This is a genomic window from Sphingobium ummariense RL-3, assembly GCF_000447205.1.
Taxonomy (GTDB): Bacteria; Pseudomonadota; Alphaproteobacteria; order Sphingomonadales; family Sphingomonadaceae; genus Sphingobium; species Sphingobium ummariense.
This window is the reverse complement of sequence record NZ_AUWY01000085.1, coordinates 1-23,277: the sequence shown is the minus strand read 5'-3', so window position 1 is coordinate 23,277 and position 23,277 is coordinate 1. Positions and strand designations below refer to the sequence as shown.

26 protein-coding genes and 1 pseudogene are annotated in these 23,277 nt (G+C 66.3%); 23 read left to right on the top strand and 4 right to left on the bottom strand.

Annotation, left to right across the window (positions count from 1 at the left end):
- Positions 1-41: 41 nt before the first annotated feature.
- The 5 genes from M529_RS36650 to M529_RS36630 are packed head-to-tail and all read left to right on the top strand — an operon-like array spanning position 42 to position 3,759.
- Positions 42-599 carry a hemerythrin domain-containing protein gene (locus M529_RS36650; protein ID WP_021318244.1) on the top strand — a complete coding sequence of 186 codons (558 nt, stop codon included), beginning with the start codon at positions 42-44 and terminating at the stop codon, positions 597-599.
- A 30-nt stretch (positions 600-629) separates the two neighbouring features.
- Positions 630-896, top strand: a complete 267-nt coding sequence (locus M529_RS36645; RefSeq protein WP_021318243.1) for a hypothetical protein — start codon at positions 630-632, stop codon at positions 894-896.
- Positions 889-1,140, top strand: coding sequence for a hypothetical protein (locus M529_RS36640; RefSeq protein WP_021318242.1), 252 nt, complete (start codon positions 889-891; stop codon positions 1,138-1,140). The genes M529_RS36645 and M529_RS36640 overlap by 8 nt, the downstream gene beginning before the upstream one ends.
- Positions 1,141-1,172: 32 nt before the next feature.
- The gene (locus M529_RS36635; protein ID WP_021318241.1) at positions 1,173-1,709 is read left to right on the top strand and encodes a CinA family protein; all 537 of its coding nucleotides are present in this window, start codon (positions 1,173-1,175) and stop codon (positions 1,707-1,709) included.
- On the top strand, positions 1,690-3,759 hold the full coding sequence (locus tag M529_RS36630; protein WP_021318240.1) for an NAD(+) synthase: 2,070 nt from the start codon (positions 1,690-1,692) through the stop codon (positions 3,757-3,759). The genes M529_RS36635 and M529_RS36630 overlap by 20 nt, the downstream gene beginning before the upstream one ends.
- Here M529_RS36630 and M529_RS36625 read toward each other — a convergent pair.
- Positions 3,752-4,438: a Crp/Fnr family transcriptional regulator gene (locus M529_RS36625; protein WP_021318239.1), complete on the bottom strand. Its 687-nt coding sequence runs from the start codon at positions 4,436-4,438 to the stop codon at positions 3,752-3,754. The genes M529_RS36630 and M529_RS36625 overlap by 8 nt on opposite strands.
- Before the next feature lie 239 nt (positions 4,439-4,677).
- On the opposite strand from M529_RS36625, the gene M529_RS36620 reads away from it, so the two are divergent.
- Positions 4,678-5,076 carry a BLUF domain-containing protein gene (locus M529_RS36620; RefSeq protein ID WP_031295018.1) on the top strand — a complete coding sequence of 133 codons (399 nt, stop codon included), beginning with the start codon at positions 4,678-4,680 and terminating at the stop codon, positions 5,074-5,076.
- A 53-nt stretch (positions 5,077-5,129) separates the two neighbouring features.
- On the opposite strand, the gene M529_RS36615 is transcribed toward M529_RS36620, so the two are convergent.
- Positions 5,130-5,768 carry a Crp/Fnr family transcriptional regulator gene (locus M529_RS36615; protein WP_021318237.1) on the bottom strand — a complete coding sequence of 213 codons (639 nt, stop codon included), beginning with the start codon at positions 5,766-5,768 and terminating at the stop codon, positions 5,130-5,132.
- Between the two features lie 65 nt (positions 5,769-5,833).
- Between M529_RS36615 and M529_RS36610 the strand changes: the two genes are divergently transcribed.
- Both M529_RS36610 and M529_RS49745 read left to right on the top strand, forming a co-directional pair.
- Positions 5,834-6,511 carry a DUF4142 domain-containing protein gene (locus M529_RS36610; protein WP_236617685.1) on the top strand — a complete coding sequence of 226 codons (678 nt, stop codon included), beginning with the start codon at positions 5,834-5,836 and terminating at the stop codon, positions 6,509-6,511.
- A complete protein-coding gene (locus M529_RS49745) occupies positions 6,511-6,660 on the top strand; it encodes a hypothetical protein (protein ID WP_021318235.1) in 150 nt (49 codons plus the stop codon). Before M529_RS36610 ends, M529_RS49745 begins: the two co-directional genes overlap by 1 nt.
- 103 nt (positions 6,661-6,763) lie before the next feature.
- Here M529_RS49745 and M529_RS36605 read toward each other — a convergent pair whose 3' ends face one another.
- Positions 6,764-7,756 (bottom strand): SDR family oxidoreductase, encoded by a 993-nt coding sequence (locus M529_RS36605; protein ID WP_021318234.1) that lies wholly within the window; start codon positions 7,754-7,756, stop codon positions 6,764-6,766.
- A 196-nt stretch (positions 7,757-7,952) separates the two neighbouring features.
- Here M529_RS36605 and M529_RS36600 point away from each other — a divergent pair, with 196 nt between their 5' ends.
- The 8 genes from M529_RS36600 (at position 7,953) to M529_RS36570 (ending at position 14,618) form a co-directional block, all read left to right on the top strand.
- Positions 7,953-9,437 (top strand): ATPase domain-containing protein, encoded by a 1,485-nt coding sequence (locus M529_RS36600; protein ID WP_021318233.1) that lies wholly within the window; start codon positions 7,953-7,955, stop codon positions 9,435-9,437.
- Positions 9,434-11,059: an ATP-binding protein gene (locus M529_RS36595; protein WP_021318232.1), complete on the top strand. Its 1,626-nt coding sequence runs from the start codon at positions 9,434-9,436 to the stop codon at positions 11,057-11,059. The genes M529_RS36600 and M529_RS36595 overlap by 4 nt, the downstream gene beginning before the upstream one ends.
- 113 nt (positions 11,060-11,172) lie before the next feature.
- A complete protein-coding gene (locus M529_RS36590) occupies positions 11,173-11,712 on the top strand; it encodes a hypothetical protein (protein WP_021318231.1) in 540 nt (179 codons plus the stop codon).
- A gap of 111 nt (positions 11,713-11,823) precedes the next feature.
- Positions 11,824-12,087, top strand: coding sequence for a hypothetical protein (locus M529_RS0124720; protein ID WP_021318230.1), 264 nt, complete (start codon positions 11,824-11,826; stop codon positions 12,085-12,087).
- Positions 12,088-12,137: 50 nt separating this feature from the next.
- The gene (locus M529_RS36585; RefSeq protein ID WP_236617684.1) at positions 12,138-13,088 is read left to right on the top strand and encodes a manganese catalase family protein; all 951 of its coding nucleotides are present in this window, start codon (positions 12,138-12,140) and stop codon (positions 13,086-13,088) included.
- Positions 13,089-13,098: 10 nt separating this feature from the next.
- Positions 13,099-13,611: a ferritin-like domain-containing protein gene (locus M529_RS36580; RefSeq protein ID WP_021318228.1), complete on the top strand. Its 513-nt coding sequence runs from the start codon at positions 13,099-13,101 to the stop codon at positions 13,609-13,611.
- Positions 13,608-14,384, top strand: a complete 777-nt coding sequence (locus tag M529_RS36575; RefSeq protein ID WP_021318227.1) for a ZIP family metal transporter — start codon at positions 13,608-13,610, stop codon at positions 14,382-14,384. The genes M529_RS36580 and M529_RS36575 overlap by 4 nt, the downstream gene beginning before the upstream one ends.
- A gap of 18 nt (positions 14,385-14,402) precedes the next feature.
- Positions 14,403-14,618, top strand: a complete 216-nt coding sequence (locus M529_RS36570) for a hypothetical protein (protein ID WP_152522598.1) — start codon at positions 14,403-14,405, stop codon at positions 14,616-14,618.
- A gap of 51 nt (positions 14,619-14,669) precedes the next feature.
- Here M529_RS36570 and M529_RS36565 read toward each other — a convergent pair whose 3' ends face one another.
- Positions 14,670-15,344 carry a hypothetical protein gene (locus M529_RS36565; RefSeq protein WP_021318225.1) on the bottom strand — a complete coding sequence of 225 codons (675 nt, stop codon included), beginning with the start codon at positions 15,342-15,344 and terminating at the stop codon, positions 14,670-14,672.
- Positions 15,345-15,511: 167 nt separating this feature from the next.
- Here M529_RS36565 and M529_RS36560 point away from each other — a divergent pair, with 167 nt between their 5' ends.
- The 7 genes and pseudogenes from M529_RS36560 to M529_RS36530 all read left to right on the top strand — a co-directional run.
- Positions 15,512-15,946 (top strand): CoA-binding protein, encoded by a 435-nt coding sequence (locus tag M529_RS36560; protein WP_021318224.1) that lies wholly within the window; start codon positions 15,512-15,514, stop codon positions 15,944-15,946.
- A gap of 38 nt (positions 15,947-15,984) precedes the next feature.
- Positions 15,985-18,249: a molybdopterin cofactor-binding domain-containing protein gene (locus M529_RS36555; RefSeq protein WP_021318223.1), complete on the top strand. Its 2,265-nt coding sequence runs from the start codon at positions 15,985-15,987 to the stop codon at positions 18,247-18,249.
- Positions 18,246-19,259, top strand: a complete 1,014-nt coding sequence (gene hemH / locus M529_RS36550; RefSeq protein WP_021318222.1) for a ferrochelatase — start codon at positions 18,246-18,248, stop codon at positions 19,257-19,259. The genes M529_RS36555 and hemH overlap by 4 nt, the downstream gene beginning before the upstream one ends.
- A gap of 9 nt (positions 19,260-19,268) precedes the next feature.
- Positions 19,269-19,991: an acetoacetyl-CoA reductase gene (phbB, locus tag M529_RS36545; protein ID WP_021318221.1), complete on the top strand. Its 723-nt coding sequence runs from the start codon at positions 19,269-19,271 to the stop codon at positions 19,989-19,991.
- On the top strand, positions 19,991-20,257 hold the full coding sequence (locus tag M529_RS36540) for a ribbon-helix-helix domain-containing protein (RefSeq protein WP_021318220.1): 267 nt from the start codon (positions 19,991-19,993) through the stop codon (positions 20,255-20,257). The genes phbB and M529_RS36540 overlap by 1 nt, the downstream gene beginning before the upstream one ends.
- A 79-nt stretch (positions 20,258-20,336) precedes the next feature.
- Complete coding sequence (locus M529_RS36535; protein WP_021318219.1) at positions 20,337-22,685, top strand: TonB-dependent receptor; 2,349 nt, start codon at positions 20,337-20,339, stop codon at positions 22,683-22,685.
- Between the two features lie 187 nt (positions 22,686-22,872).
- Positions 22,873-23,277, top strand: a pseudogene (locus tag M529_RS36530) (energy transducer TonB); the annotation flags it as partial.

Sequence of the window (23,277 nt, the reverse complement as noted above, 5' to 3'; positions counted from 1 at the left end):
CCCATCATTCTCGGGAGGACGCCATGGCAACACACGCACATATGTCCCGTTTCAAGGCCGCGACCGGCGGCAATGCGCTGGTCGGCGCGGGTGTCGGCGCCACGCTGGCCCTGCTCGCCGCCTTCGGGCGCAAGCTTGCGGTGCAGGCGCCCACGGCGCTGGCGGGCGACTGGGACAAGGCGCTGGCGCTGGAGCACAAGATGACCCTCGCCCTGTTCGACAAGCTGCGCGATACCGAGCCGGGCGCGAGCGGCAGGCGGACGGTTCTGCTGACGCAACTGAAGCATGCGCTCGGCAAGCATGCGCTGGAAGAAGAGAACGCCATCTATCCCGCGCTGCGCCTCGCCGGGATGGACGCGGAGGCCGACGCCCTCAACGACGATCACGGCTATGTGAAGCAATATCTCTACGAGCTCCCCGACCTGGTGAAGGACGACGAGACGTTCAGGGAAAAGCTTGCCGCGTTCCGCGCCGATATCGAGCGCCATATGCGGCAGGAGGAAAACGATCTCTTCCCCCGGCTCAAGGCGGCACTCGACGAGGCGGGGACAAGCCGCCTCACCCGGCGGATGAACCAGGAGGGCCTGAAGCTGGCCTGACAGAACGGCCCGCATAGGGCTTGGAGAGACATGATGAGCGAACAGTTCCGCAGCGAGCGTCCGCTTCCCACGGAACGGACGCGCGACCCCAACCTGTCGACCGAGAACCAGCCCGAAGGTGGGGCGCGGCGTCCCAGCGACACGCTGGATCGCGAACCGGCCCGTGACCCGGAAAGCGGCGGGTCGATCCCATCCAACTATAATCCCGAGACGATGACCCGTCGCGGCGAGGAGCAGGATAGCCGGGCGGGCCAGGAAAAGGCCGGCGAACGCAGTCGGGAGGCCGGCGATGAGTAGGCCATCTTCTTCGGGCAACAAACCCTTCTCCGCGCCCATCTACCAAGGCGACGAGGATGAGAATATCGAGAGCGCCAGGCCCACGCCCCTCGCGCAGGGCAGCGACCACAACCGGGGCCGTCGCCCGAGCGAGGGATCGGGCGTGGTGGAAGGCAGTGGCGCGGCGGCTGGCGGCGGCGGCAATCCGGAGGATTATGACAGCGACGCCACCGCCGGAGGAGCCGCGGAGGAAGAACGGCCTTGACCCACCATCAGCGAGCGCGGGACTGAACCGCAATGGGTGCGCAAAACGGCGGCGGCCCCGCCGAAACCCTTTCTCCCGCCCTGCCGACATGGGTCGAGGAAGCAGCCGAGGCGCTGCTCAGCGCCTGCTGCGATGCGGAACTGAAGATTGCGACCGCCGAGAGCTGCACCGGCGGGCTGCTTGCCTCGCTCCTTACCGATGTCGAAGGGGCGAGCCACGCCTTTGAGCGCGGCTTCGTGGTCTATAGCGAGGAAGCCAAATGCGAGTTGCTGGGGGTTGCGCGGGAGCGGATCGACGCCTGCGGTGCCGTGAGCCGCGACGTTGCTGTCGCCATGGCCGAAGGGTCACTCGCCCAGTCGCACGCCGACATCGCGCTTGCGGTGACGGGCTATGCCGGCAGCGCGCCGCCGGGCGAGGAGCCGGGCCTGGTTCACTTTGCCTGCGCACGCCGCGGCGGGGGGACGGTGCATCGGGAAGAGCATTTCGGTGACATCGGCCGTGGACCGGTTCGGATCAAGACGATTGCGGTGGCGCTGGAGATGATGGACGATGCCGTCCGTGACCAGTGATCGCTTCGCCTCCATCGAAACCCATGGACTTGTCCGACTTGCCGCCGCGACCCCGGCGGCCAGCGTCGGGGATGTCGGCGCGAACGCGGCCGCCATCTTGTCGCTGGCACAAGAGGCGGCGGCCGGCGGCGCCGATCTGGTCCTGTTTCCCGAACTGTCGCTTTCCTCCTACGCGCTCGACGACCTGCATCTGCAGGAGGCGCTGCTTGATCGGGTCGAGGCAGAGATCGGTCGGCTTGTGGCGGCGAGCGCCGACCTGCCGGTGCTGCTCATCGGCGCTCCGGTTCGCCGCGCCGGGCGGCTCTATAATACGGCGCTGGTGATCGGCGGCGGCAGGCTGCTGGGTGTCGTGCCGAAAAGCTATCTGCCGAACTACCGGGAATATTATGAAAAGCGCTGGTTCGCGCCGGGCGCTGGGCTGGCGGGGCTGGAGGTGGAGGTCGCCGGCCATCGCGCGCCCTTCGGCACGGACCTGCTCTTCGCCGCGGCGGACCGGCCGGACTTCCTCTTCAACGTGGAGATCTGCGAGGATTATTGGGCACCGCTGCCGCCATCGACCTTCGGGGCGCTAGCGGGAGCGCTGATCCTCTGCAATCTTTCGGCCTCCAACATCACGATCGGCAAGGCGCGCGACCGGCATCTGCTGTCGGCGGCCCAGTCCGCACGATGCATTGCGGCCTATGCCTATTCGGCGGCGGGTCCGGGCGAAAGCACCACCGACATGGCGTGGGACGGGCAGGCGATGGTTCACGAGATGGGCGATCTGCTGGCGGAATCGACGCGTTTCGGCGACGCGCCGGAACTGACCTTCGCCGACATCGACACGCAGCGGCTGCGGCTGGAGCGGATGCGGAACGGCACCTTCAACGACACGGCGGCTGCCATGGGCCATCCCGAACAGCGCTTCCGTCGCATTGCCTTTCCTTTCCGGCCGCTCGGCGACCGTTCGGGTCTCCATCGCCCGGTCCGCCGTTTCCCCTTCGTGCCGGCCGATCCGCGCGAACTCGACGCCGATTGCTATGAAGCGTTCAATATCCAGGTGGAGGGGCTCGTCACTCGCTTCCGGGCAACCGCGGGCAGGCATTTCGTCATCGGGGTGTCGGGCGGGCTCGATTCCACCCATGCGTTGATCGTCGCTGCCAAGGCCTGCGACCGGCTGGGACTGCCGCGTTCCGCGATCCTCGGCTACACCATGCCGGGCTTCGCCACCGGGGAGCAGACCAAATCCAACGCCTGGGCACTGATGAATGCGCTGGGCGTCACGGGGGAGGAAATCGACATCCGCCCCGCCGCGCGACAGATGCTGGCCGACATGGACCATCCCTATGCGAAGGGAGAGCCGGTCTATGACGTGACGTTCGAGAATGTGCAGGCCGGGCTGCGCACCGATTATCTGTTCCGTCTGGCCAACCGGCATGGCGGCTTTGTCGTAGGGACGGGCGACCTGTCGGAGCTGGGGCTGGGCTGGTGCACCTATGGCGTCGGCGACCAGATGAGCCATTATGCGGTCAATAGCGGCGTCCCCAAGACGCTGATCCAGTATCTCATCCGCTGGTGCATCGCGACCGACCAGTTCGATGCGCCGACGCAGGCGATCCTGACCGCCATATTGGGCACGGAAATCTCGCCCGAGCTGGTGCCCGCGGATGCCGACGGCGCGCTCCAGAGCACCGAGAGCAAGGTCGGACCCTATGCGCTCAACGACTTCTTCCTGCATCATATCGTGCGCGCGGGCCAGCCGCCCTCGAAGGTCGCCTATCTCGCCTGGCATGCCTGGCGCGATCCCGCCGCGGGCGACTGGCCGCCCGGCTATCCCGACAGCGCGAAGCTGGCTTACGACCTGCCCACGATCCGGCGCTGGCTCGACAATTTCCTGTTCCGTTTCTTCACCATCAGCCAGTTCAAGCGTTCCGCCCTGCCGAACGGGCCCAAGGTCTCGTCCGGCGGCGCCCTGTCGCCGCGCGGCGACTGGCGGGCCCCGTCCGATGGAACGGCCGCCCTTTGGCTGGACGAGCTTGCTGCCGCGCTGGGGCCGGCGCCGCCTAGTTAGACATTTCCACCGGTCGGTCCAACGCGATATCGCTTCTGCTGGCCCAGGCGGTGGGTCGAAAGTCGGCCAGTTCCGTCAGCCGCCGCCAATCGGGAATGGTGATCTGCCGCCGATGGCGCCGGATGAAGCCCTGCTCCTCCAGAACACGCAGGGTGCGGTTCACATGGACCGTGGTCATTCCGGTGGCATCGGCCAGCTCGATCTGGGTCAACGGCAATGTCATCATGCAGCCGTCGGCGCCCCCGGCAGGGTGGCTGCGCATCACCAGTTCGCAGAACAGGTGCGCGATGCGCCCACGCGCATCCCGCCTCCCCATATTGGATATCCAGGCCCGGAACACCGAAACCTCGGCCGTGATTTCCAGCCACAGCGCATTGGCGATGGCCGGGTGCATGCTGTTGAGCTCCAGCATCGCGTCGATCGGAACGGCCGCCGTCCGGACCGGCGTCAGCGCCTGGACGAAGTCGTCCGAGGGGACGGGCGGCAGGGACGGGAGGTTCAGGATGTCGCCCTCTGCCTGGATGCCCAGGATATGGCGGTCACCCCCGGCCGATATGCGGTGGCGATGCGCAAAGCCCGACAGCAGGATGTGGCAGGAGGAACTCTTGTCCCCCTCCTTGACGATATAATCTCCGGCGTCCGCCTGTCGGACCTGATGCGGAAGCGCGACGAGCGCCATCCTGTCTTCTTCGGAGAGCGTGATCCTTCCGGTGAGCCGCGCGACAAGAGGCCACAGTGTATGATCTGATATCCTCATGGTCGTTGGAAGTTGAAATGGTCGCAGCTGTTATCCTTTTGGGGGGAGCCGCATGAAGACGGCTGAAAGGCTAATCCTTGAAGGGGGGCGTTGTTCCATGAGCAGCCGGAAAGGCTCGGCGCCAGTCATCGGGCGTTAAACTCGGGATGATACGCAAGCCCATGGTTTATGCGCTCTTATATGTCAGCCAGAGCAATCTGGACGGTCCTGGCGGCTTGGGCGCGGTCAAGGACATGGTGGCGGCGGCTCGCCTCCGTAACGCCTCGCTGGGCGTCACGGGCGCCCTGATCTTCGCCGAAAGCCATTTCGTCCAGGTGCTGGAGGGCAGCCGGGAGGCGGTGGACGAACTGATGCGCAGCATCGAGCGGGACGCGCGCCACCGGGACGTGCGCATCGTGCGGGAAGGGGCGGTCGCCGCACGCCGTTTTTCGGGATGGTCGCTGGCTTATGCGGGACCGCCGGCCTTGCTCGGCACATTGCTGCTGCCCGACAGAGAGCAAGACGGCGAGTGGGCGGACCGGCTGATCGCGACGATGATCCGCTTCGCCGCCGCGGCCTAGGGCAGGACACACCGGCCGTTGCTGCCGCCGGTCAGCCATCCTCTTCGCCGTCCTTAGGCCAGGACCTCATTGGGGGTCAGCACCGCCGTTTCCCGCAACGCCTGCATATCAGGGATGCGCAGCCACTTGGCCTGCAACTCGACCAGGCCCCTTGCCCGCATGGACTGCAGCGTCCGGTTGACGTGCACGGGCGTCAGTCCGGTGAGGTCGGCAATATCCATCTGTGTCAGGGGCAGGGCGCACTGCTGCCCATAGGCAAGGCCCGCCCTGCGCATCCGTTCGAACAGTTCGAGCAGCAGGTGCGCCAGTCTTTCCAGGGCCGTCTTGCGCCCGAGCGTGACAAGCCAGCTTGCCTGGCGCTCGCAGCTTTCACCCAGGCTTCTCCACAGCCGCTTCTGACCGTCGGTCATGGCGCCCGTGGGAAGCCGGCATGGCATTCTCGCCGCCCGAACGTTGGTGAGCGCCACCACCGGCTGGGAAGGAAGGCGTCCCAGGATCCAATAGGGCTCGCAGAAATCGCCCGGCAGGTACACTGCGGTGATCTGCCGACGGCCGTCGCCAAGCAGGCGGTAGCGGCAGGCCCATCCTTCCTGCAGATGGAAAAGGCCATCGGGCGGCTCGCCTTCCCGCGCCAGAAACTGGTGGGGGCGGAAAAACGCGAAATCCTCGCCTAGCGGTGCAGCCTGACCCATGTTGTTATCCCTGTTGCTTACCCCGCAACCCATCTTATCCAAAAGAAAATCCCTCGGATTCACTTATGTTCAGTTTTCCGAAATTTGCGGCGGTGGGAGCCATGAAGGCGACGAGGGGAAGCAAACCCGCAGTTGTTCGGTGCTTGCCGCGCGACCTCTATAATCCAGGTTATCTTCTGGCGGGTTTCCGCCGGAACCCGGACTCTCTTCGGCTGCTTGTCTGGGCAGGAAGAGGAGATTCCAACATGTTGATCAGATCCTTGCTCGTGGTGCCGTTCGCGCTGACGCTTTCCTTTGCCGCCCAGGCCCAGACGACCCCCGGCGATTATCTTGCCAAGGCGGCGGCATCGGACCTTTATGAGCAGACTTCGAGCAAGCTGATGCTCGAAAGCAGCAAGGACCAGAAGGTCCGCTCCTTTGCGACGATGATGGTCAACGATCACAGCAAGAGCACCGCGATGCTGAAGGCGGCCGCCGCCAAGGCGCAGGTCAAGCCGACGCCGCCACAGCTGTCGCCCGACCAGAAAGCCAAGGTGGCCGCCCTGACGAAGGCGACCGGCACGGCGCGCGATACGCTGTATTGGGAGCAGCAGAAGGCGGCGCATGCTCAGGCGCTGTCCCTGCACCAGTCCTATGCGCAGGGCGGAGACGCGCCCGCCCTGAAGGCGGCGGCCGGTGAAATCGTGCCGGTGGTGCAACATCATATCGATATGCTCAACGGCGGCACGCACGCAGGCCGCTGATGTCGAAGGAAGACACTCCCCAGCATCCCGCGGCCCCGAAGAAGCCCGACGAGGACGAAGAAAAGGGTGGGGCGAGCCGCACGGAAAAGGGCCAGCCGAGCCGTGCCAATCCGCTCGCTCCGCCTATCAACAACCGGCCGGGCAGTTGAGGGCCCGACTTCAAGGCAGGCTTTCACCCTTCCACCTTACAGGCGGATGACGCTGTCGTCCGCCTCTTTGTCAGGTCGTGATATCATCGTCAGGTCGGCGATATCATCGGAAACGCCGGCGAAGGTGCCAGGCCGCCGCCGTCGCGGCGCTGCCCAGAACGGCCCACGTCACGGCGGGATGCAGGCGTGCCGTCAAGGACAGGCTCGCCTTCCGGCCATGTTCCGTGGGGGACCGCATGGCGCCGTCCTCACCCGGTCTGTCCAGATTGTTTCCCGGAGTGGGCGCTCGCGACCGGTCGGAAAGGAAAGGGACCACGATCGGTGCCAGCCGCTCGAACAGGGCAGGGAAGTGCGCGGCGAACAGGACTTCCATCCGGCCGAGGCCACCCACGGTCATGTCGCGGACCCGATGGGTGGCGGCATGGAGTATCGCGTTCGCGGTCAGTTCGGGATCATAGGGCGGCGGCGGTATCCGCGCTTCGCCGGCCTGATGGTTGGCCGCATGACCGGCGATCGGCGTCGTCATGCCCGACGGTTTGATCAGCGTTACGGAAACCGGCTGGCCGGCGGCCTTCAGCTCGATGCGCAACGCCGTGATGAAGGCATGGATCGCGTGCTTGGATGCGGCATAGGCTCCCATGATCGGCGAAGGCATGTCGCCTGCGATCGAGCCGACCGATATGAGCGCACCCCTTTCGGCGGCCAGATAGGGCACCGCGACCTGCGCGCCGTTGACGACGCCGAAATAATTGGTGCGGAACAGCCGCTCATGCTCGTCAAGGGGCGTTTCGAGCAGGGGCGCATAGATCGCCACGCCCGCATTGTTGACCCAGCTGTCGATCCTGCCGAAGCGATCGACCACGGCGTCCGCGGCACGGCGGAGCTGGTCGCGGTCTCCCACATCGGCGGCGTGCCATGCCGCGACGCCGCCTTCGGCCTCGATGGCGCGGGTGGCCTGCTCCAGCGCCGTCGCGTTCCTGCTGATGAGGAAGACGCGCGCCCCGCCGGCCGCTGCCTTGCGCGCCGTGAGGAGGCCGATCCCCGAACTGGCGCCGGTAATCGCAATGACCTGTTGATGGAGCGGCTTGAGATGCATCGGCTGTCCGGGGAGGCGTAGAGTGCCTGAACTCGTGCGTCGGATGACCGTTCCGGGGCGCTGGATGATGAGCCACCTGCTCCACGGCGGTTCGCAATCGTCACGGTCACGCAACTTTTCGCAATGTTCGCCGTTGCTAGAAGCAAACATGGGCTGGTCTGCGCTGGCCGCATGACAGTCGCAGAAGAGGACCTGGATGACAGCGATTGAGAAGGCCAAGTTCGGTATAGCCGGACTGGATAAAATCACCGAGGGCGGCCTTGCCCGCGGGCGTCTCTATCTGCTGGAAGGGAGCCCGGGCACCGGCAAGACCACCATCGCGACCCAGTTTCTGATCGAAGGCGCAGCCGTCGGGGAACCCTGCCTGTATATCACATTGTCCGAGACGGAGAACGAGTTCCGGGCAGGCGCTGAGTCCCACGGCTGGAACCTGGACGGCATCGACATCTTCGAACTGCTGCCGCCGGAGGAACTGCTGGACGAAGACCAGCAGCAAAGCCTGCTCTATTCCTCCGATCTGGAACTTGGCGAAACGACGAAGCGCATCTTTGAGGCATTCGAGCGGGTCAAGCCGATGCGCGTCGTGGTCGACAGCCTTTCCGAAATCATGCTGCTGGCGCAAAGCCCGTTGCGTTACCGCAGGCAAATCCTGGCCCTCAAACATAATTTCGCCCGCAATGGGGCCACGGTCCTGATGCTCGACGATCTGACCGCGGATCAGAACGACCGGACGATGCACAGCATCGCGCACGGGGTAATCCATCTTGACGAGCTTTCCCCCGATTACGGGTCGGAAAGGCGGCGCGCCCGCATCATCAAATATCGCGGTCAGAAATATCGCGGTGGTTACCATGACTTCGTTATCGGCGCCGGCGGTGTGCGCGTATTTCCGCGGTTGGTGTCCTCCGAACATCGTACGACGTTCGATCGCGCTCTCGTGACGACCGGGTCGACAGAGCTGAATGCGCTGCTGGGCGGTGGCATCGAACGCGGATCGAGCGTGTTGATCCTGGGGCCGGCCGGGACCGGCAAATCGGTCCTTGCCCTGACGTTCATCGCGACTGCGGTGGCGCGTGGCGAATGCGCCGCCATGTTCGTCTTCGACGAGGAACTGGGCCTGCTGTTCAACCGGGCGCTGGGCCTCGGCATCGACCTCAGGGCCATGGTCGATGCTGGGCAACTGATCATCCAGCAGTTCGACGCAGCCGAACTCAGCCCAGGCGAATTTTCCGAACATGTCCGCCGCTCGGTGGAAACCTACAACGCCCAGACCGTCGTGATTGACAGCGTCAACGGGTTCCAGGCGGCCATGCCGCAGGAGCAGGAGCTGATCCTGCATATGCACGAGCTTCTTCAATATCTGAACCGGCAGGGGACCACGACATTCCTCACCGTGGCGCAGCATGGGCTGGTCGGCGACATGAAGACGCCGGTCGACGTGACCTATCTGGCCGACACCGTCATCCTGCTGCGCTATTTCGAGGCCCTGGGACAGGTGCGCCGCGCCATGTCCATCATCAAGAAGCGCACTGGTCCCCATGAAAATACCATCCGAGAATATGTGATCGACACACGGGGGATCACCCTCGGCGCCCCGCTGACCGGCTTTCACGGCGTGCTGCGCGGGGTTCCCTCCCTGGTGAACGAGGCCGGCGTGCCCCTGCTGGATGTGGAGGATTGACACCAGACCGTTCCGAACGAGCGCTGATCCTGGCCCCGCGCGGCCGCGACAGCGAAGTCGCAGAGGCGATGCTGCGCGAGGCGGGACTGACCAGCCTGCGCTGCGCCTCGATCGAAGATCTCGTCCGCGAGATGGAGATCGGCGCCGGCTTCGGCCTCATTACCGAGGAATCCCTCAGGAACGCGAATCTCCAGGCGCTTGCCCGCTGGATCGACCAGCAGCCCGACTGGTCGGACTTTCCCTTCATCCTGCTGACACTGCGCGGCGGCGGGCTGGAGCGGAATCCGGCGGCCGCGCGCTACCTCCAGATGCTGGGCAATGTAACCTTCCTGGAGCGGCCCTTTCATCCGACGACCCTCATCAGCCTCGCGCAGTCGGCGCGGCGCGCCCGGCGGCGGCAATATGACGCCAGGGCGCGGCTTGAGGAATTGCGCAGCCTGACCGCCGAGCTCGAACGGCGGGTCGAGCAGCGGACGGCCGAGCGCCAGGCGGCGCTCGAGCAGTTGCACGAGGCGCAGAAGCTCGAAACGCTCGGTCAGCTGACCGGCGGTGTCGCGCATGATTTCAACAATCTGCTGATGCCCATCATCGGCGCGTTGGACATGCTTCAGCGCAAGCTGGAGATCAAGGACGAGCGCATGCAGCGCTGGATCGCGAACGCCATGCAGTCGAGCGAGCGGGCGAAGACTCTCGTCCAGCGCCTGCTCGGCTTCGCCCGGCGGCAGGAGCTTCAGCGCAGGCCGATCGATGTGGGGGCGCTGGTCAGCGGCATGCGTGACCTGATCGCCAGTTCAGTCGGGCCGACGATCATTCTGCAGCTGAAGGCCGACGCCGACTTGCCCCAAGCCATGGCCGATCCCAACCAGCTTGAGCTTGCGATACTCAATCTCTGCGTCAACGCCCGCGACGCCATGCCCGACGGCGGATCGCTGACGATCCAGACGCAGGTCATGACCACGGGCCCCCGACCCGGCCTCCGGCTTGCGGCCGGCGAATATGTTCAGCTGTCGGTGATCGACACCGGCGCTGGCATGGATGCCGAAACGCTTGCCCGCGCGGTGGAGCCTTTCTTCTCCACGAAGGAGGTCGGGCGGGGCACGGGCCTCGGCCTGTCGATGGTTCATGGCTTGGCGGCCCAGCTCGGCGGCGCGTTCGCGCTGAGCAGTGAACCGGGGATGGGCACGAAGGCCGAATTGTTCCTTCCTGTATCGTCGGAACAGCGTCCGGCCGATGCCGGTCCTTCTGCCGACATCCCCATCATGACCCAGCGGCCGCTCTCCATCCTCCTCGTCGATGACGAAGATCTGGTCCGGGGAGCGACGGCCGACATGCTGCGCATGCTCGGCCATGAAGTGGTGGAGGCGGAAGGGGGCGCGCAGGCGCTCAGGATGCTGGAGTCCGAAAAGCAGGTCGAAGCCGTCGTGACGGATTACAAGATGCCGGGAATGGACGGCGCGGAGCTTGCAGACCTCATTCGCAACGCCCGACCCGGCATGCCCATGCTGCTGATTTCCGGATATACCGGGACCGCCGACCCGATCGCCGGCCTTCCGCGATTGAACAAGCCCTTCGGCCTCGGTGAACTGGCCCATGCGCTGCATGAACTCGGCATGCAGCCTTGATCCTGCCCAAAGCCCTGCAACCCTTAACCTAAGCTCCCTTCCCAGGAACTGAGGCGCCGCAGTCCTGGCGGCAGCTTCTCGATCGACTGTACCAGCCGCGCCGCAGCGACGGCGTGATCCCGTCGCATGACGGTTTCCATATCAGCGAGCCCAAGGGCGCCACGCCGTCGCCGCTGGCGGGCTTCTTTCCGCTGGATTATCCGGCGTCACGACGGGAGCGAGAAGCCACGCTGGCCCTCTTCCTTGCGCGCTGGCGGGACTATGTCGGCTCGCCGATGCTGCCTGCCTTCTATCCGGCCTGGGCGGCAATGGCGGGGGACAGGCAACTGGCCCTCGACCTGTTCGAGGAGGGTTATGCGGCCTATGACGCCGGCCGGTTCCACCAGTGCCTGGAATATCGGACCGACCATCCGGACTCTCAGGTTCCGGCGGGGCCCTTCATGGCCAATATCGGCGCGATGCTCACCACCATGTTGCTGGGCCTGCCCGGCCTGCAGATCGACGATGGCGATCCGAGCGACTGGGCGAAGCGGTCCGTCGTTCTGCCGGCCGGCTGGTCGGCGATCACCGTCGATCGGATATGGATCAGGGGAGAGCCGATGCGCCTCGTCGCCGGGCAGGGAGACGACCGCGCTCAGATCCTGCCGGCATAGCCCGCCGTCGCGGAAAACCCGATCCGCTAAAGCAGGTTAGCGCGCCGTTCCTATCGCAGGAACGGAAGTCCGCGCCGAAGCCTTCCCCTCCTGTTCCATCATGGAGGCACCATGGCCATCATCACGGGTTCCGCCGCCCGGACCTTCCGTCTGCTGGTCGGCATATCGATCGTCGGCGCCGGCGTGTCGATCGCGCTGACCCTCTTCTATCTCTGGCTCAGCGGCGCGCCGATGCGGCCCGCGGTAGTACTGGTCGCCATATTCGGCGTGGGACTTACCGTCCTCGTCGCGGGCGGGCTCATGGCCCTCATCTACTACAGCGCGCAGAGCGGCCACGACAGCCGCGCCGCGGGCCCGACGCCGGGGAAAGGCTAGGCCGCGGCCTCTTCCTTCCCTGTATTCACCAAGGAGACGCCAGCATGTTCATGCACAACAAACGCCTGCAATATACGGTCCGCGTGTCGGAGCCCAATCCTGCTCTCGGCTCGCTTCTGCTGGAGCAGTTCGGCGGGCCGGACGGCGAGCTGGCGGCAGCGATGCGCTATTTCACGCAAGGGCTTGCCGAGGACGATCCAGGCCGCAAGGACATGCTGCTCGACATCGCGACCGAGGAACTGAGCCATCTCGAAGTGATCGGGTCCATCGTCTCCATGCTCAACAAGGGCGCCAAGAGCGCTCTCAGCGAAGCGTCGCTGGAAGAGGCCGATCTCTACATGTCGCTCAATGCGGGCGGGAACAGCCACACCCAGTCGATCCTCTACGGCGGCGGGCCGTCGCTCACCAATTCGTCGGGGGTTCCCTGGACGGCCGCCTATATCGACAGCCGCGGCGATCCGACCTGCGACCTGCGGTCAAACATCGCCGCCGAAAGCCGGGCGAAGATCATCTACGAACGGCTCATCAACATCACCGACGACCCCGGCATCAAGGACGCGCTCGGCTTCCTGATGACGCGGGAGGTGTCGCACCAGAAGAGCTTCGAGAAGGCGCTCTATTCGATCAGGGACAATTTCCCTCCCGGCAAGCTGCCCGGCCTCGCGCCTTACGCCAACCTCTACGTGAACGCCTCGCAGGGCGAGGGCGACGCGGTGGGACCGTGGAACGAGGGCGAGCAGTGGGAGAAGCTGGACGATGTCGCTGGCAACCTGCCTCTGGACGGCGGCGACGGCCAGGCGAGCGTGTCGCTCGGCGATCAGGAGATGCAGGACTATGCGGCGATGGTCGGCCGCCTCGCCTCCGATCCCGGCGCCAGCCCCACCACCGGTGCCGATCTGGGCGGTGGCCCCGGGGCAGGCAAGCTCAGCGACGAGGACATGGGCGGCGCGTCCGACATGGCGGAGGCCAAGTCCATGGCCCGCGCCCAGTCGCCGGCATAGGAGGGGGACGATGGAACAGGACACCGTCCGCCACATCTTCATCGTCGGCCTGCGGGATGCCCATGCGGTGGAGAACCAGGCGCTGGGCATCATGGACCGGCAGATCGAGCATCTCGCCCAATATGCGGAGGTCGAGGCGCGACTCCGCGCGCACCGGGGAGAAACGGAGAGGCAGATCGACCGGCTGGAAACGATCCTCGACACGCTGGGGGACTCCCCCTCGGCGATCAAGGATGCGGCGCTCAAATTCTCGGGCAGCGTCGCCGCGCTCGCCCATGCCCTGTCCCCCGACGAGATCGTCAAGAACAGCCTCGCCAACTTCGCCTTCGAAAATTTCGAGGTGGCGACCTACAAGTCGCTCATCACTATGGCGCAGGCCGGCGGCTTCGAAGCGGCCATCCCTCTGCTGGAGGAAAGCCTGCGCGAGGAACAGGCGATGGTCGCCTTCCTGGATGAGACGCTCCCGGTCATCATCCGGAAATTCCTCGCCCTGCGCAGCGAGGGCGCACAGGCGAGCCATTGAGCCTGGCATGGTCGCCGGCCCTCGCCGGATCGATTGCCAGCCTGCTGGCGGGGCTGGCGACCGCGGTCGGCGCCCTGCCGATCCTGGGGATCGGCCGGGGTGCGCAACGCCATCAGGGGACATTGCTGGGGTTCGCGGCGGGCATCATGCTCGCCGCGTCCTTCTTTTCCCTGATCATCCCGGCGCTCGATCATCTGCAGGATGCGGGCGCTGGCCGGTGGCATGCCGCATCGGTCGCCACCGCTTCCGTGGCCGCGGGCGCTGCGATCATCATGGCGCTCGGCCGGTTGCTGCCGCAGGACGGGATCGAGCCCGCTCCGGTCGCGGGCCGCATGTCGCACCGGTCGGTGTGGCTGTTCGTGCTGGCTATCACGTTGCACAACCTGCCCGAGGGGCTGGCGGTGGGGGTCAGCTTCGCGGGAGGGGCCTATGCCCAGGGCAGCACAACGGCGCTCGGCATCGGCATCCAGAATATTCCGGAGGGTTTTGCCGTGGGATGCGCGCTCGGGTTGCGCTATCCGCCGGGCATCTCCTTCCTGGGCGCGCTGTTGTCAGGCCTGGTCGAGCCGATAGCCGGAACCGCAGGCGCGCTGCTGGTCGCCCATTTCAGGCCGCTGCTTCCCTGGGCGCTGTGCCTCGCGGCTGGCGCGATGATCAGCGTGATCATGAGCCAGATCGTGCCGGAACTCGGTCGCGAGCCCGCAGGCAGGCCGCAGGTCGGCCTGATCCTGGGGCTTTGCCTGATGATGCTGCTGGATGTTGCTTTGAGCTGATCAGAAGGAGGAAGAGAAATGATGCTGAGAATAGTCATGACTGCGGGCCTGCTGATGGCCGCCGCCTGCTCCGACCGAAGCGCTGACAACGATGTGGGCAATGGCGGGTCGGACACCGGCATGGCGATCAACCGGGCGGACGATGCCCCCGGCAATGCCGCCTCTGCGCCCGTCCCGGTCAGCGGATCGGGCGACGTGCCGCCCAACGCGCCGGCGAACGACGCCGGGGGCTGAGGCGGGCGGCCCTCGCACCTCCATGGGCTGATGGTGCCTGGGTGCCGCTGCCTATTTGAGGTTTATCTCCAGCGAGTGGTCGACCATCGACGCACGGGGAGGGGGGGAGGCGGGCTTCGGAGCTGCGGGGGACGGCGTGTAGCTCGCCTGCATCGGCGCGGGCTGCACCATCATCGGCGCCGGGCGGCGCGGCGGTGCCAGGGCGATGTCATTCTGGGTGAAAGCCTTCAGTTCGCGCCCAGCGGGAATGACCGCGGTCTTGCCGGTGATGAACCCGGCGAAGACGCCGGCGGCGATCACGCCGCCGATCGTCGCTGCGGTGTTACCTTCGCCTTCCTGCCGGTACGATCCCTTGACGGGAATGCGGCGCCCAGCGACCTCGATATAGCGCAGCTCGATGTTCATTTTCCCCGATTTGCCGAAGGCGCCCTTGCCCGTGAGCCAGGTGACTTCGCCCACCGCGCGCGCGTTCATGGGAATGACTACAAAGCCTTCCACCATCACCGGCGTAGCCACGGACAGGTCGAACATCGTGCCTTCCCGCGCCGTCTTGCTGGACAGGTCGCTGTTCATGCGGAGCATGACTTCGGTGTTGGCGGGCAGAGTCATCGCGGCGCTGCCTGCCTCGGGCGTCGGCGCCACGGGCAGCGGCGCGGCGGTCTGCGCAGTGGTGGGTTGCGCGACGGTGCAAAGAATGGCGACTGAGCAGGCGATTGCAGATTTCATGTCTTACCCCCCTAAAAACCGGCCCTCCCTACGGGCCGGTGCGAATCACGCTGGCTCTTTCTCGCCACCTTTGATTAGGAATTGGTTAGGAACTCGGCCCGCTGAGGGTGACTTGTTCCCTGCATCGGACGGCCCATATCGGGTCGCCGGAAAAGGAGGACCCCTGCATGCCGATGACCGCCGACCAGGACATTGCCGACCTGCTGAAGGAAACCCGCACGATCGCCTTGGTGGGCATTTCCGACCGGCCGGAGCGCCCGAGCTACAGTGTGATGAAGACGCTGCAGGACCATGGCTATCGCGTGCTGCCGGTCAATCCCCAGATCGCGGGCGAGCATGTCCATGGCGAATTCGTCTGGGCCAGCCTCTCCGACATCGGCGTGCCGATCGACATGGTCGATATCTTCCGCAACAGCGAGGCGGCCGGCGAGGCCGTGGACGATGCGATCGCGGCCGGGGCGAAGGCGGTCTGGATGCAGCTCGGCGTCGTCAACCCGCAAGCGGCGGCGCGGGCCGAGGCGGCCGGGCTCAAGGTCGTGATGGACTATTGCCCCGCGATCGAGATCCGCCGACTCGCCATCCCGCCGGTTCCCGCGCAATAACGCTAGGCACGTCCGCCGCATCCTTCTATCAGGCCGCCATGGGGCGCAGACCGCGAAAGCAGAAGACGCTGGGGCAGGGCCTCGACCGGCGCACGCTGCTGGTGGGCGGCGGCGCTGCGGCGGGGCTGCTGCTGGCCTGGGGCGTCTGGCCCCGCAGCTATGCGCCCAATCTCAACGCCGCGCCGGGTGAGACCGTGTTCGACGCCTTCCTCAAGATCGACCGCGCCGGACAGGTCATCGTCATCGTGCCGCAGACCGAGACCGGGCAGGGCGTCACCACTCTGCTGCCGCAGATCCTCGCCGATGAGCTGGGTGCCGACTGGCGCACCGTGGCGGTACAGGGCGCGCCGGTCAGCCCGCTCTACGCCAACACGCTGCTGGCGCGCGAATGGCTGGCGGGCGACGGCACGCGCCTGCTCGGGGGCGCCGGAGATTGGGCGATTGACCAATATGCGACCCGCCGCGCCCTGATGCTGACGGGCGGCGGCACGTCGGTGCCGATGTTCCACGACGCCTATCGCGACGCGGGCGCGGCGGCGCGGGTGCTGCTGTGCAAGGCGGCGGCGGCGCGCTGGAACGTCCCCTGGGAAAGCTGCGACATTGCCGAGGGCATCGTCTCCGACGGCGGTGAGCGGCGGCTGAAGCTGGGCGAACTGGCGGAGGAGGCCGCGACCTTCGACCTGCCCGACATCCTGCCGCTGCGCCAGGGACAGGACGGGCTCGCCGGTCAGGATCTCCCCCGGCTCGACACGCCCTCGAAGATCGACGGCAGCCATAATTTCGCTGCCGACATCCGCCTGCCCGACATGGTCTATGCCTCGATCCGCCAGGGGCCGATCGGCGACGCGCGGTTCAGGAGCGCGAACGAGGACGCTGCGCGCACCGTCACCGGCTTCCTGAAGCTGGTGAAGCAGGATCGCTGGGTCGCCGCCGTCGCCAGCAACTGGTGGGCGGCGAACAAGGCGCTCGACCTCGCCGACCCCGTCTTCGATCTGCACGGCCCCCCGGTCGACAGCGCGATGATCGATGACCGGCTGGAGGCGGCCTTTTCGAGCGACGACGGGCGGCGGCTCTACAGCCAGGGTGCGCTGCTGCCGGTGTTCGACAAGGCGACGATCCTTGCCAGCGAATATCGGGTCGATCCGGGCCTTCATCTCGCGATCGAGCCGCCCTGCGCCACCGCGCGCGTCACCGACACGGGGGCGGAAGTGTGGATAGCGACCCAGGCGCCCAGCCTTGCGCGCGCCGCCATCGCCGACGCGCTCGGCCTGGCGGATACCGCCGTCACCCTCTATCCCCTCCACGCCGGCGGCTCCTTCGGGCGGAAGATGGATTTCGAGGCCGGGGTGCAGGCCGCCCTCATCGCCCGCGACATGGGCCGCCCGGTCCAGCTTCTCTGGTCGCGGCTGGAGGATGTCGTCCACGATCGCCCCAGCGCCCCCGCCCATGCCCGCATGGCGGCGAAGCTCGGCCGCAACGGCGCGATCGACGGCTGGCTGGCGAAGGTCGCCGCCCCCTGCGCGCTCAGCCAGACCTGGGCGCGCATCGCCGACGGCGCCCTGCCGCATCAGGCCGCGGCAGACGCGGCCGACAAGGCGACCCGCCTCGCGGTCGAGGGCATGGTGCCGCCCTATGCCATCGCCAACTGGGCGGTCGATCATTATCCGGCCGATGTCGGCCTGCCGCTTGGCTTCGTGCGCGGCAATGCCCGGCTCTACGGCGCCTTCTTCACCGAAAGCTTCATCGACGAACTCGCCCATCTTTCGGGAATCGAGGCAATGTCCTTCCGGATCCAGATGCTCGGCGGCAACCCGCGTCTCGCCCATTGCCTGACCACGGCGGCGGCGATGGGCGGCTGGCAGGGCGGCATCGCCGGCAGCGGGCAGGGGCTGGCGGCGCATATGATGGACGGCGCCTATGCGGCGGTGATGGTGGAGGCAGGGATGGAAGGCAGCAGGCTCAGTGTGGGACGGATCATCGCGGCGGTGGACTGTGGCGACCAGGTCAATCCCGACATCGCCCGCCAGCAGATCGAAAGCGGCCTCATCTATGGCCTCGCCTGCGCCATGGGGGCTTCCGTCCCCTATGCGAAGGGCCTGCCGACCCGTGCCATCCTCGGCCGCATGGATTTGCCGCGCCTCGCCGACATCGGGGAGGTGACGGTGGAACTGATCCGCAGCACCGCGCCCGCCGCCGGCGTCACCGATGTCGCCGCGCCGCTGGTGGCCCCCGCCATCGCCGGCGCGCTCTTCACCGTCACCGGCCAGCGTTTCCGCAGCCTGCCTCTGCTGGGGCGCGCATGAACCGCCCGACCGGCCATCCCGCAATCCCCGCGCCCCGCGTCGGCGTGCTGCTGATCAACCTCGGCACCCCGGACGCGCCGGACGCGCGCTCGGTCCGGCGCTACCTCGCCCAGTTCCTGTCCGACCGCCGGGTGGTGGAAATCCCGCCGCTGATCTGGCAGCCCATCCTGCGCGGCGCGGTGCTCACCACCCGCCCGCGCAAGTCGGCCCATGCCTATGGGCAGGTGTGGATGGAGGGCGGCTCGCCGCTCGCCGTCCACACGCGCGCCACGGCGGAAGAGTTGCAACGGGCGCTGGGCGACACGGCGATGGTGGACTGGGCGATGCGCTACGGCAACCCATCCATCGCGTCGCGGCTGGAGGCGATGAAGGCGCAGGGCTGCGATCGCATCTTGCTCGCCGCGCTCTATCCGCAATATTCCGCCGCCACCACTGCGACCGCCCATGACGCGGCCTTCGCCGCGCTGGCGCGCATGCGCTGGCAGCCGGCGATCCGCACCTTGCCGCCCTATCATGACGACCCGGCCTATATCGCCGCGCTCGCGGCCTCGGTCGAACGGCATCTGGCCGCGCTCGACTTCACGCCGGATGCGCTGCTCGCCAGCTTCCACGGCATGCCGGAACGGACGCTGCACCTGGGCGACCCCTATCACTGCCAGGCGGTGAAGACCGCGCGGCTTTTGGGAGAGGCGCTTCCCCTGCCGGTGCATCTCAGCTTCCAGTCGCGCTTCGGCCGGGCGAAATGGCTGGAGCCGGAAACGGAGGCGACCCTGGGGAAGCTGGTGTCCGAAGGTGTCCGCAACATTGCTGTCCTGACACCGGGTTTTTCCGCCGATTGCCTGGAGACGCTGGAGGAGATCGCGCTCCGCGCACGGGACGCTTTTCTGCGCCAAGGCGGCGAGAAATTTGCCTTTTTGCCCTGTCTAAACGCATCGGCGGAGGCTATCAGTCTCTACCATATCCTGATCGGCCGGGAACTGGCGGGCTGGGTGGACGAAACCTCTTTTTAGGAGAGCATCATGTCGAGAGTGGCGATCGTGACCGGCGGAACCCGTGGCATCGGGGAGGCGATCAGCCTCGCGCTGCGCGACATGGGATATACCGTCGCCGCCAACTATGCGGGCAACGACGCCAAGGCTCAGGCGTTCACCGACGCGACCGGAATCGCCGCTTTCAAATGGGACGTGGGTGACCATCAGGCCTGCCTGGACGGTGTCGCGGCGGTGGCCGAGGCGCTCGGCCCGGTGGACATCGTCGTCAATAATGCCGGCATCACCCGCGACGGCGTGCTTGCTAAGATGAGCTTCGACGACTGGAACGAGGTGATGCGCATCAACCTGGGCGGTTGCTTCAACATGGCGAAGGCGAGCTTCGGCGGCATGCGGGAGCGCGGCTGGGGCCGCATCGTCAACATCGGCTCGATCAACGGCCAGGCGGGCCAGTACGGCCAGGTCAACTATGCCGCCGCCAAGTCGGGCATCCACGGCTTCACCAAGGCGCTGGCGCAGGAAGGCGCCAAATATGGTGTCACCGTCAACGCCATCGCGCCGGGCTATATCGACACCGACATGGTCGCCGCCGTGCCGGCCCCGGTGCTGGAGAAGATCGTCGCGAAGATCCCCGTGGGCCGGCTCGGCCAGGCGAGCGAGATCGCGCGCGGCGTCGCCTTTCTCTGCAGCGACGCGGCCGGCTTCGTCACCGGCAGCACCCTGTCGATCAACGGCGGCCAGCACATGTATTGATGGGCGAGGGGGACGCCTCGCCGCTCTTCGCGCCGCCGGTCAAGCGCAGCGTCACCATCGCGGGCCACCAGACCGCGATCAGCCTGGAACCGCTGTTCTGGGAGGCCCTGCGCACGGCCGCCGTGCGGGAGGGCCTGCCCCTCAACGCGCTCATCGCGCGCATCGACGTCGCGCGGATGGAAGCGGACGATCCCCCCAATCTCGCCAGCGCGATCCGCTGCTGGCTGTTCGCCCGGAGAGGTGATGGGGGTCGATTACAGATATAAGAATTATTCGCATTAGCGTTGACAGTAAGAACGATTCGCAATAGCAGCGGCCCCGACAAAAAAAGGGGAACACTGCTCCATGACCAAAATCGCGACTGCACCGTCCTTCCTCGCGCTCGGCTGCGTCGGCGCGCTGGCCTTCGCCACCGCCGCCCATGCGCAGCAGGAAGAGCCCGGCAGGAAGCTGGGCGGCATGACCGTCACCGATACCGCGATCGAGGAAGAGTCGATCAAGGTCGAAAAGGCGGAATCGCCCAAATATGTGCGGCCGCTGCTCGACATGCCGCAGACCGTGACAGTCATCGGCAACCAGACGATCAGCAAGCAGAACCTGCTGACCTTGCGCGACGTCCTGTCCACCATCCCGGGCATCACCTTCGGCGCGGGCGAAGGCGGCGGCGGCTATGGCGACAGCATCAACCTGCGCGGCCAGAGCGCCAATACCGACATCAGCATCGACGGCGTGCGCGACAGCGCCCAGTACAGCCGCACCGACCCGTTCAACATCGAACAGATAGAGGTCACGAACGGCGCGAACTCGGTCTATAGCGGCTCGGGGGCGATCGGCGGCAACATCAACATCGTCACCAAGCGCCCGAAGGCGGAGGACGAGACGCTGGTTCAGGCCGGCATCGGCACGTCGGATTATTATCGCGCCACCATCGACAGCAATGTCCGCGTGTCGGACTTCGTCGCCGTGCGCCTCAACGCCATGTATCATGAAAATGACGTGCCGCGCCGCCAGGTCGATCGCTACGAGCGCTGGGGCGTCGCGCCAACGGTCAAGATCGGCGTCGATGGCCCGACCTCGCTGACGCTGCTTTACACGCATCAGGAGGACAAGAATACGCCGCTCTACGGCGTCCCCTATTATAAAAACGGCCGCTTCGAAGGGCCGCTGCCCGGCGTGCCCTACAGCGGCTATTATGGCTACAGGAACATCGACCGGCAGGACCAGACGATCGACCAGGCGACGGCGATCTTCGACCATCGCTTCAGCGACCTGCTGGCCATCCGCAACCTGTCCCGCTGGCAGAGGGTCGAACAGAAGCTGATCGTCGATCCGCCGCAGGGTACCTATTGCCTCGCCGACGGTACGCTGCCGACCGGTGTCGCATGTGGGACGGGCCAGGTGCCCGGCACCTATTATCCGAGCGGCCCGCGCGGCGGCTTCCGCAATTCGGAGAACCAGACGCTCTACAACCAGCTGGACCTGACCTTCTCCATCCCCGGCGGACATTCGCTGGTGCTCGGCACGTCGATGCTTCAGGAGGACTACGCCCTCGACAACGGCAACGTCCTGCGGAACGCGGGTGGTGCCACCCCCAATCCGGCGCTCGACCCGATCAGCATCGGCAATCCCAACGGCATCTATACCGGGCCGGTCAATGCGATCCGCACGGGCCATCAGGACGGCGACCTGTTCAACATCGCTGCCTATGCCTTCGCGGCCGTCAAGATCGTCGACCAGTTAGAGTTGAACGGCGGCGTCCGCTACGAACATAACCGCGCCCGCTTCCGTGCCGATACCATCGCCACGCCGGCCGCAGGCGGCGTCTATACGACGGGGGGCCGGCAGGATTCGACCGACGACCTGTTCTCCTACCGCATCGGCCTGGTCTACAAGCCGGCGGAGAATGCCAGCCTCTACGTCGCCTATGGCAATTCGCGGAACCCGACCAGCACCACCGTCCGCGCCGGTTGCGGGCTCGCGGCGGCGGCGAACCTCAACATCGATCCGTGCGACCTGTCGCCCGAACAGGCGAAGAATTACGAGATCGGCGGCAAGATCGACCTGTTCGATGGCGGCCTGCAGCTCACCGCCGCGCTGTTCCGCAATGAACGCACCAATTACCGCGTGGCCAGCAACGATCCCTTTGTCGGCAATCTGCCGGTGGGCGACGGCCGCAACAAGGTGGACGGCATCACGCTCGGTGCGTCGGGCAACATCACGCCGGACTGGACGATCTTCGCCAACTACACCTATCTCGACAGCAAGGTGAAGCAGTCGATCTCCGACTACTGCCTCGAACATCCGAGCACCAGCTACACGCCGCCCAACACGACCACGGCGCTGACCTGCCCCGCCTTCGATCCGCAGGCCGGCAATTCGATGACCAACACGCCCAAGCATTCGGGCAGCCTGTTCACCACCTACACCCTGCCGTTCGGCCTGCAGCTGGGCTACGGCCTGACCTATCAGGGCAGCTTCTATCTGAGCAACGTGACCGGCGCGCCGATGTATAAGTCGGACTCCTACCTGATCCATCGGGCGATGCTGTCCTATCCGATCACGGACAAGTTCAGCGCGCAGCTCAACGTTCAGAACTTCACCAACAAGAAATACTACACCAGCATCCGCAACAACGGCTGGGCCAATCCCGGCGAAGGGCGGTCCTGGGTGCTGACTCTGGGCTACAAGCTATAGGGTTCGACACTTCCCCCGGCATCGTCCCTTGCCGGGGGACTGCGGGCGGGCGGCGGCAGCTCCAACCTCCTCGGGCCGCCGCCCGTCCGGTCTTCGCGAAGCATCATGGCTATACGTAATGTCTGCAATTGATTCGCATTAATGTTTGCGATAGGGCGTGGCTGAACGGCGGAGAGCAAGGGCTGTCATGTTGCAACTGGCAGAAAGCAGAGCGGAGGAGCTGGGTCTGGACTTCGAGCGGGCCGAGCCCGTCCGCATCGCTCCTCCCGCGATGCCCGTACCGGCGCCTGCCGTCGCGGTGGATCGCTATGGCGCCCGGTCCCGCCCCAACCTGCCGGTCATCCTCCTCATCCTGTTGTTGCATGCCGCTGTCATCCTCGCGCTGGTGCAGGTGCGGCAGAATTATATCCGGGCGAAGGAAGCGAAGCTGACTGTGGTCAACCTCACGCCTCCCCCGCCACCGCCCGCCGCGCAGCAGGACACGCCTCCGCCCTCGAAGCCGGAGGTCGTCGCTCCGCCGCCGATCGTCCAGACGCCGGCCCCCGCACCGCAGATCGCGACCACGCCTGATCCCGCGCCGCGCCCGATCCCC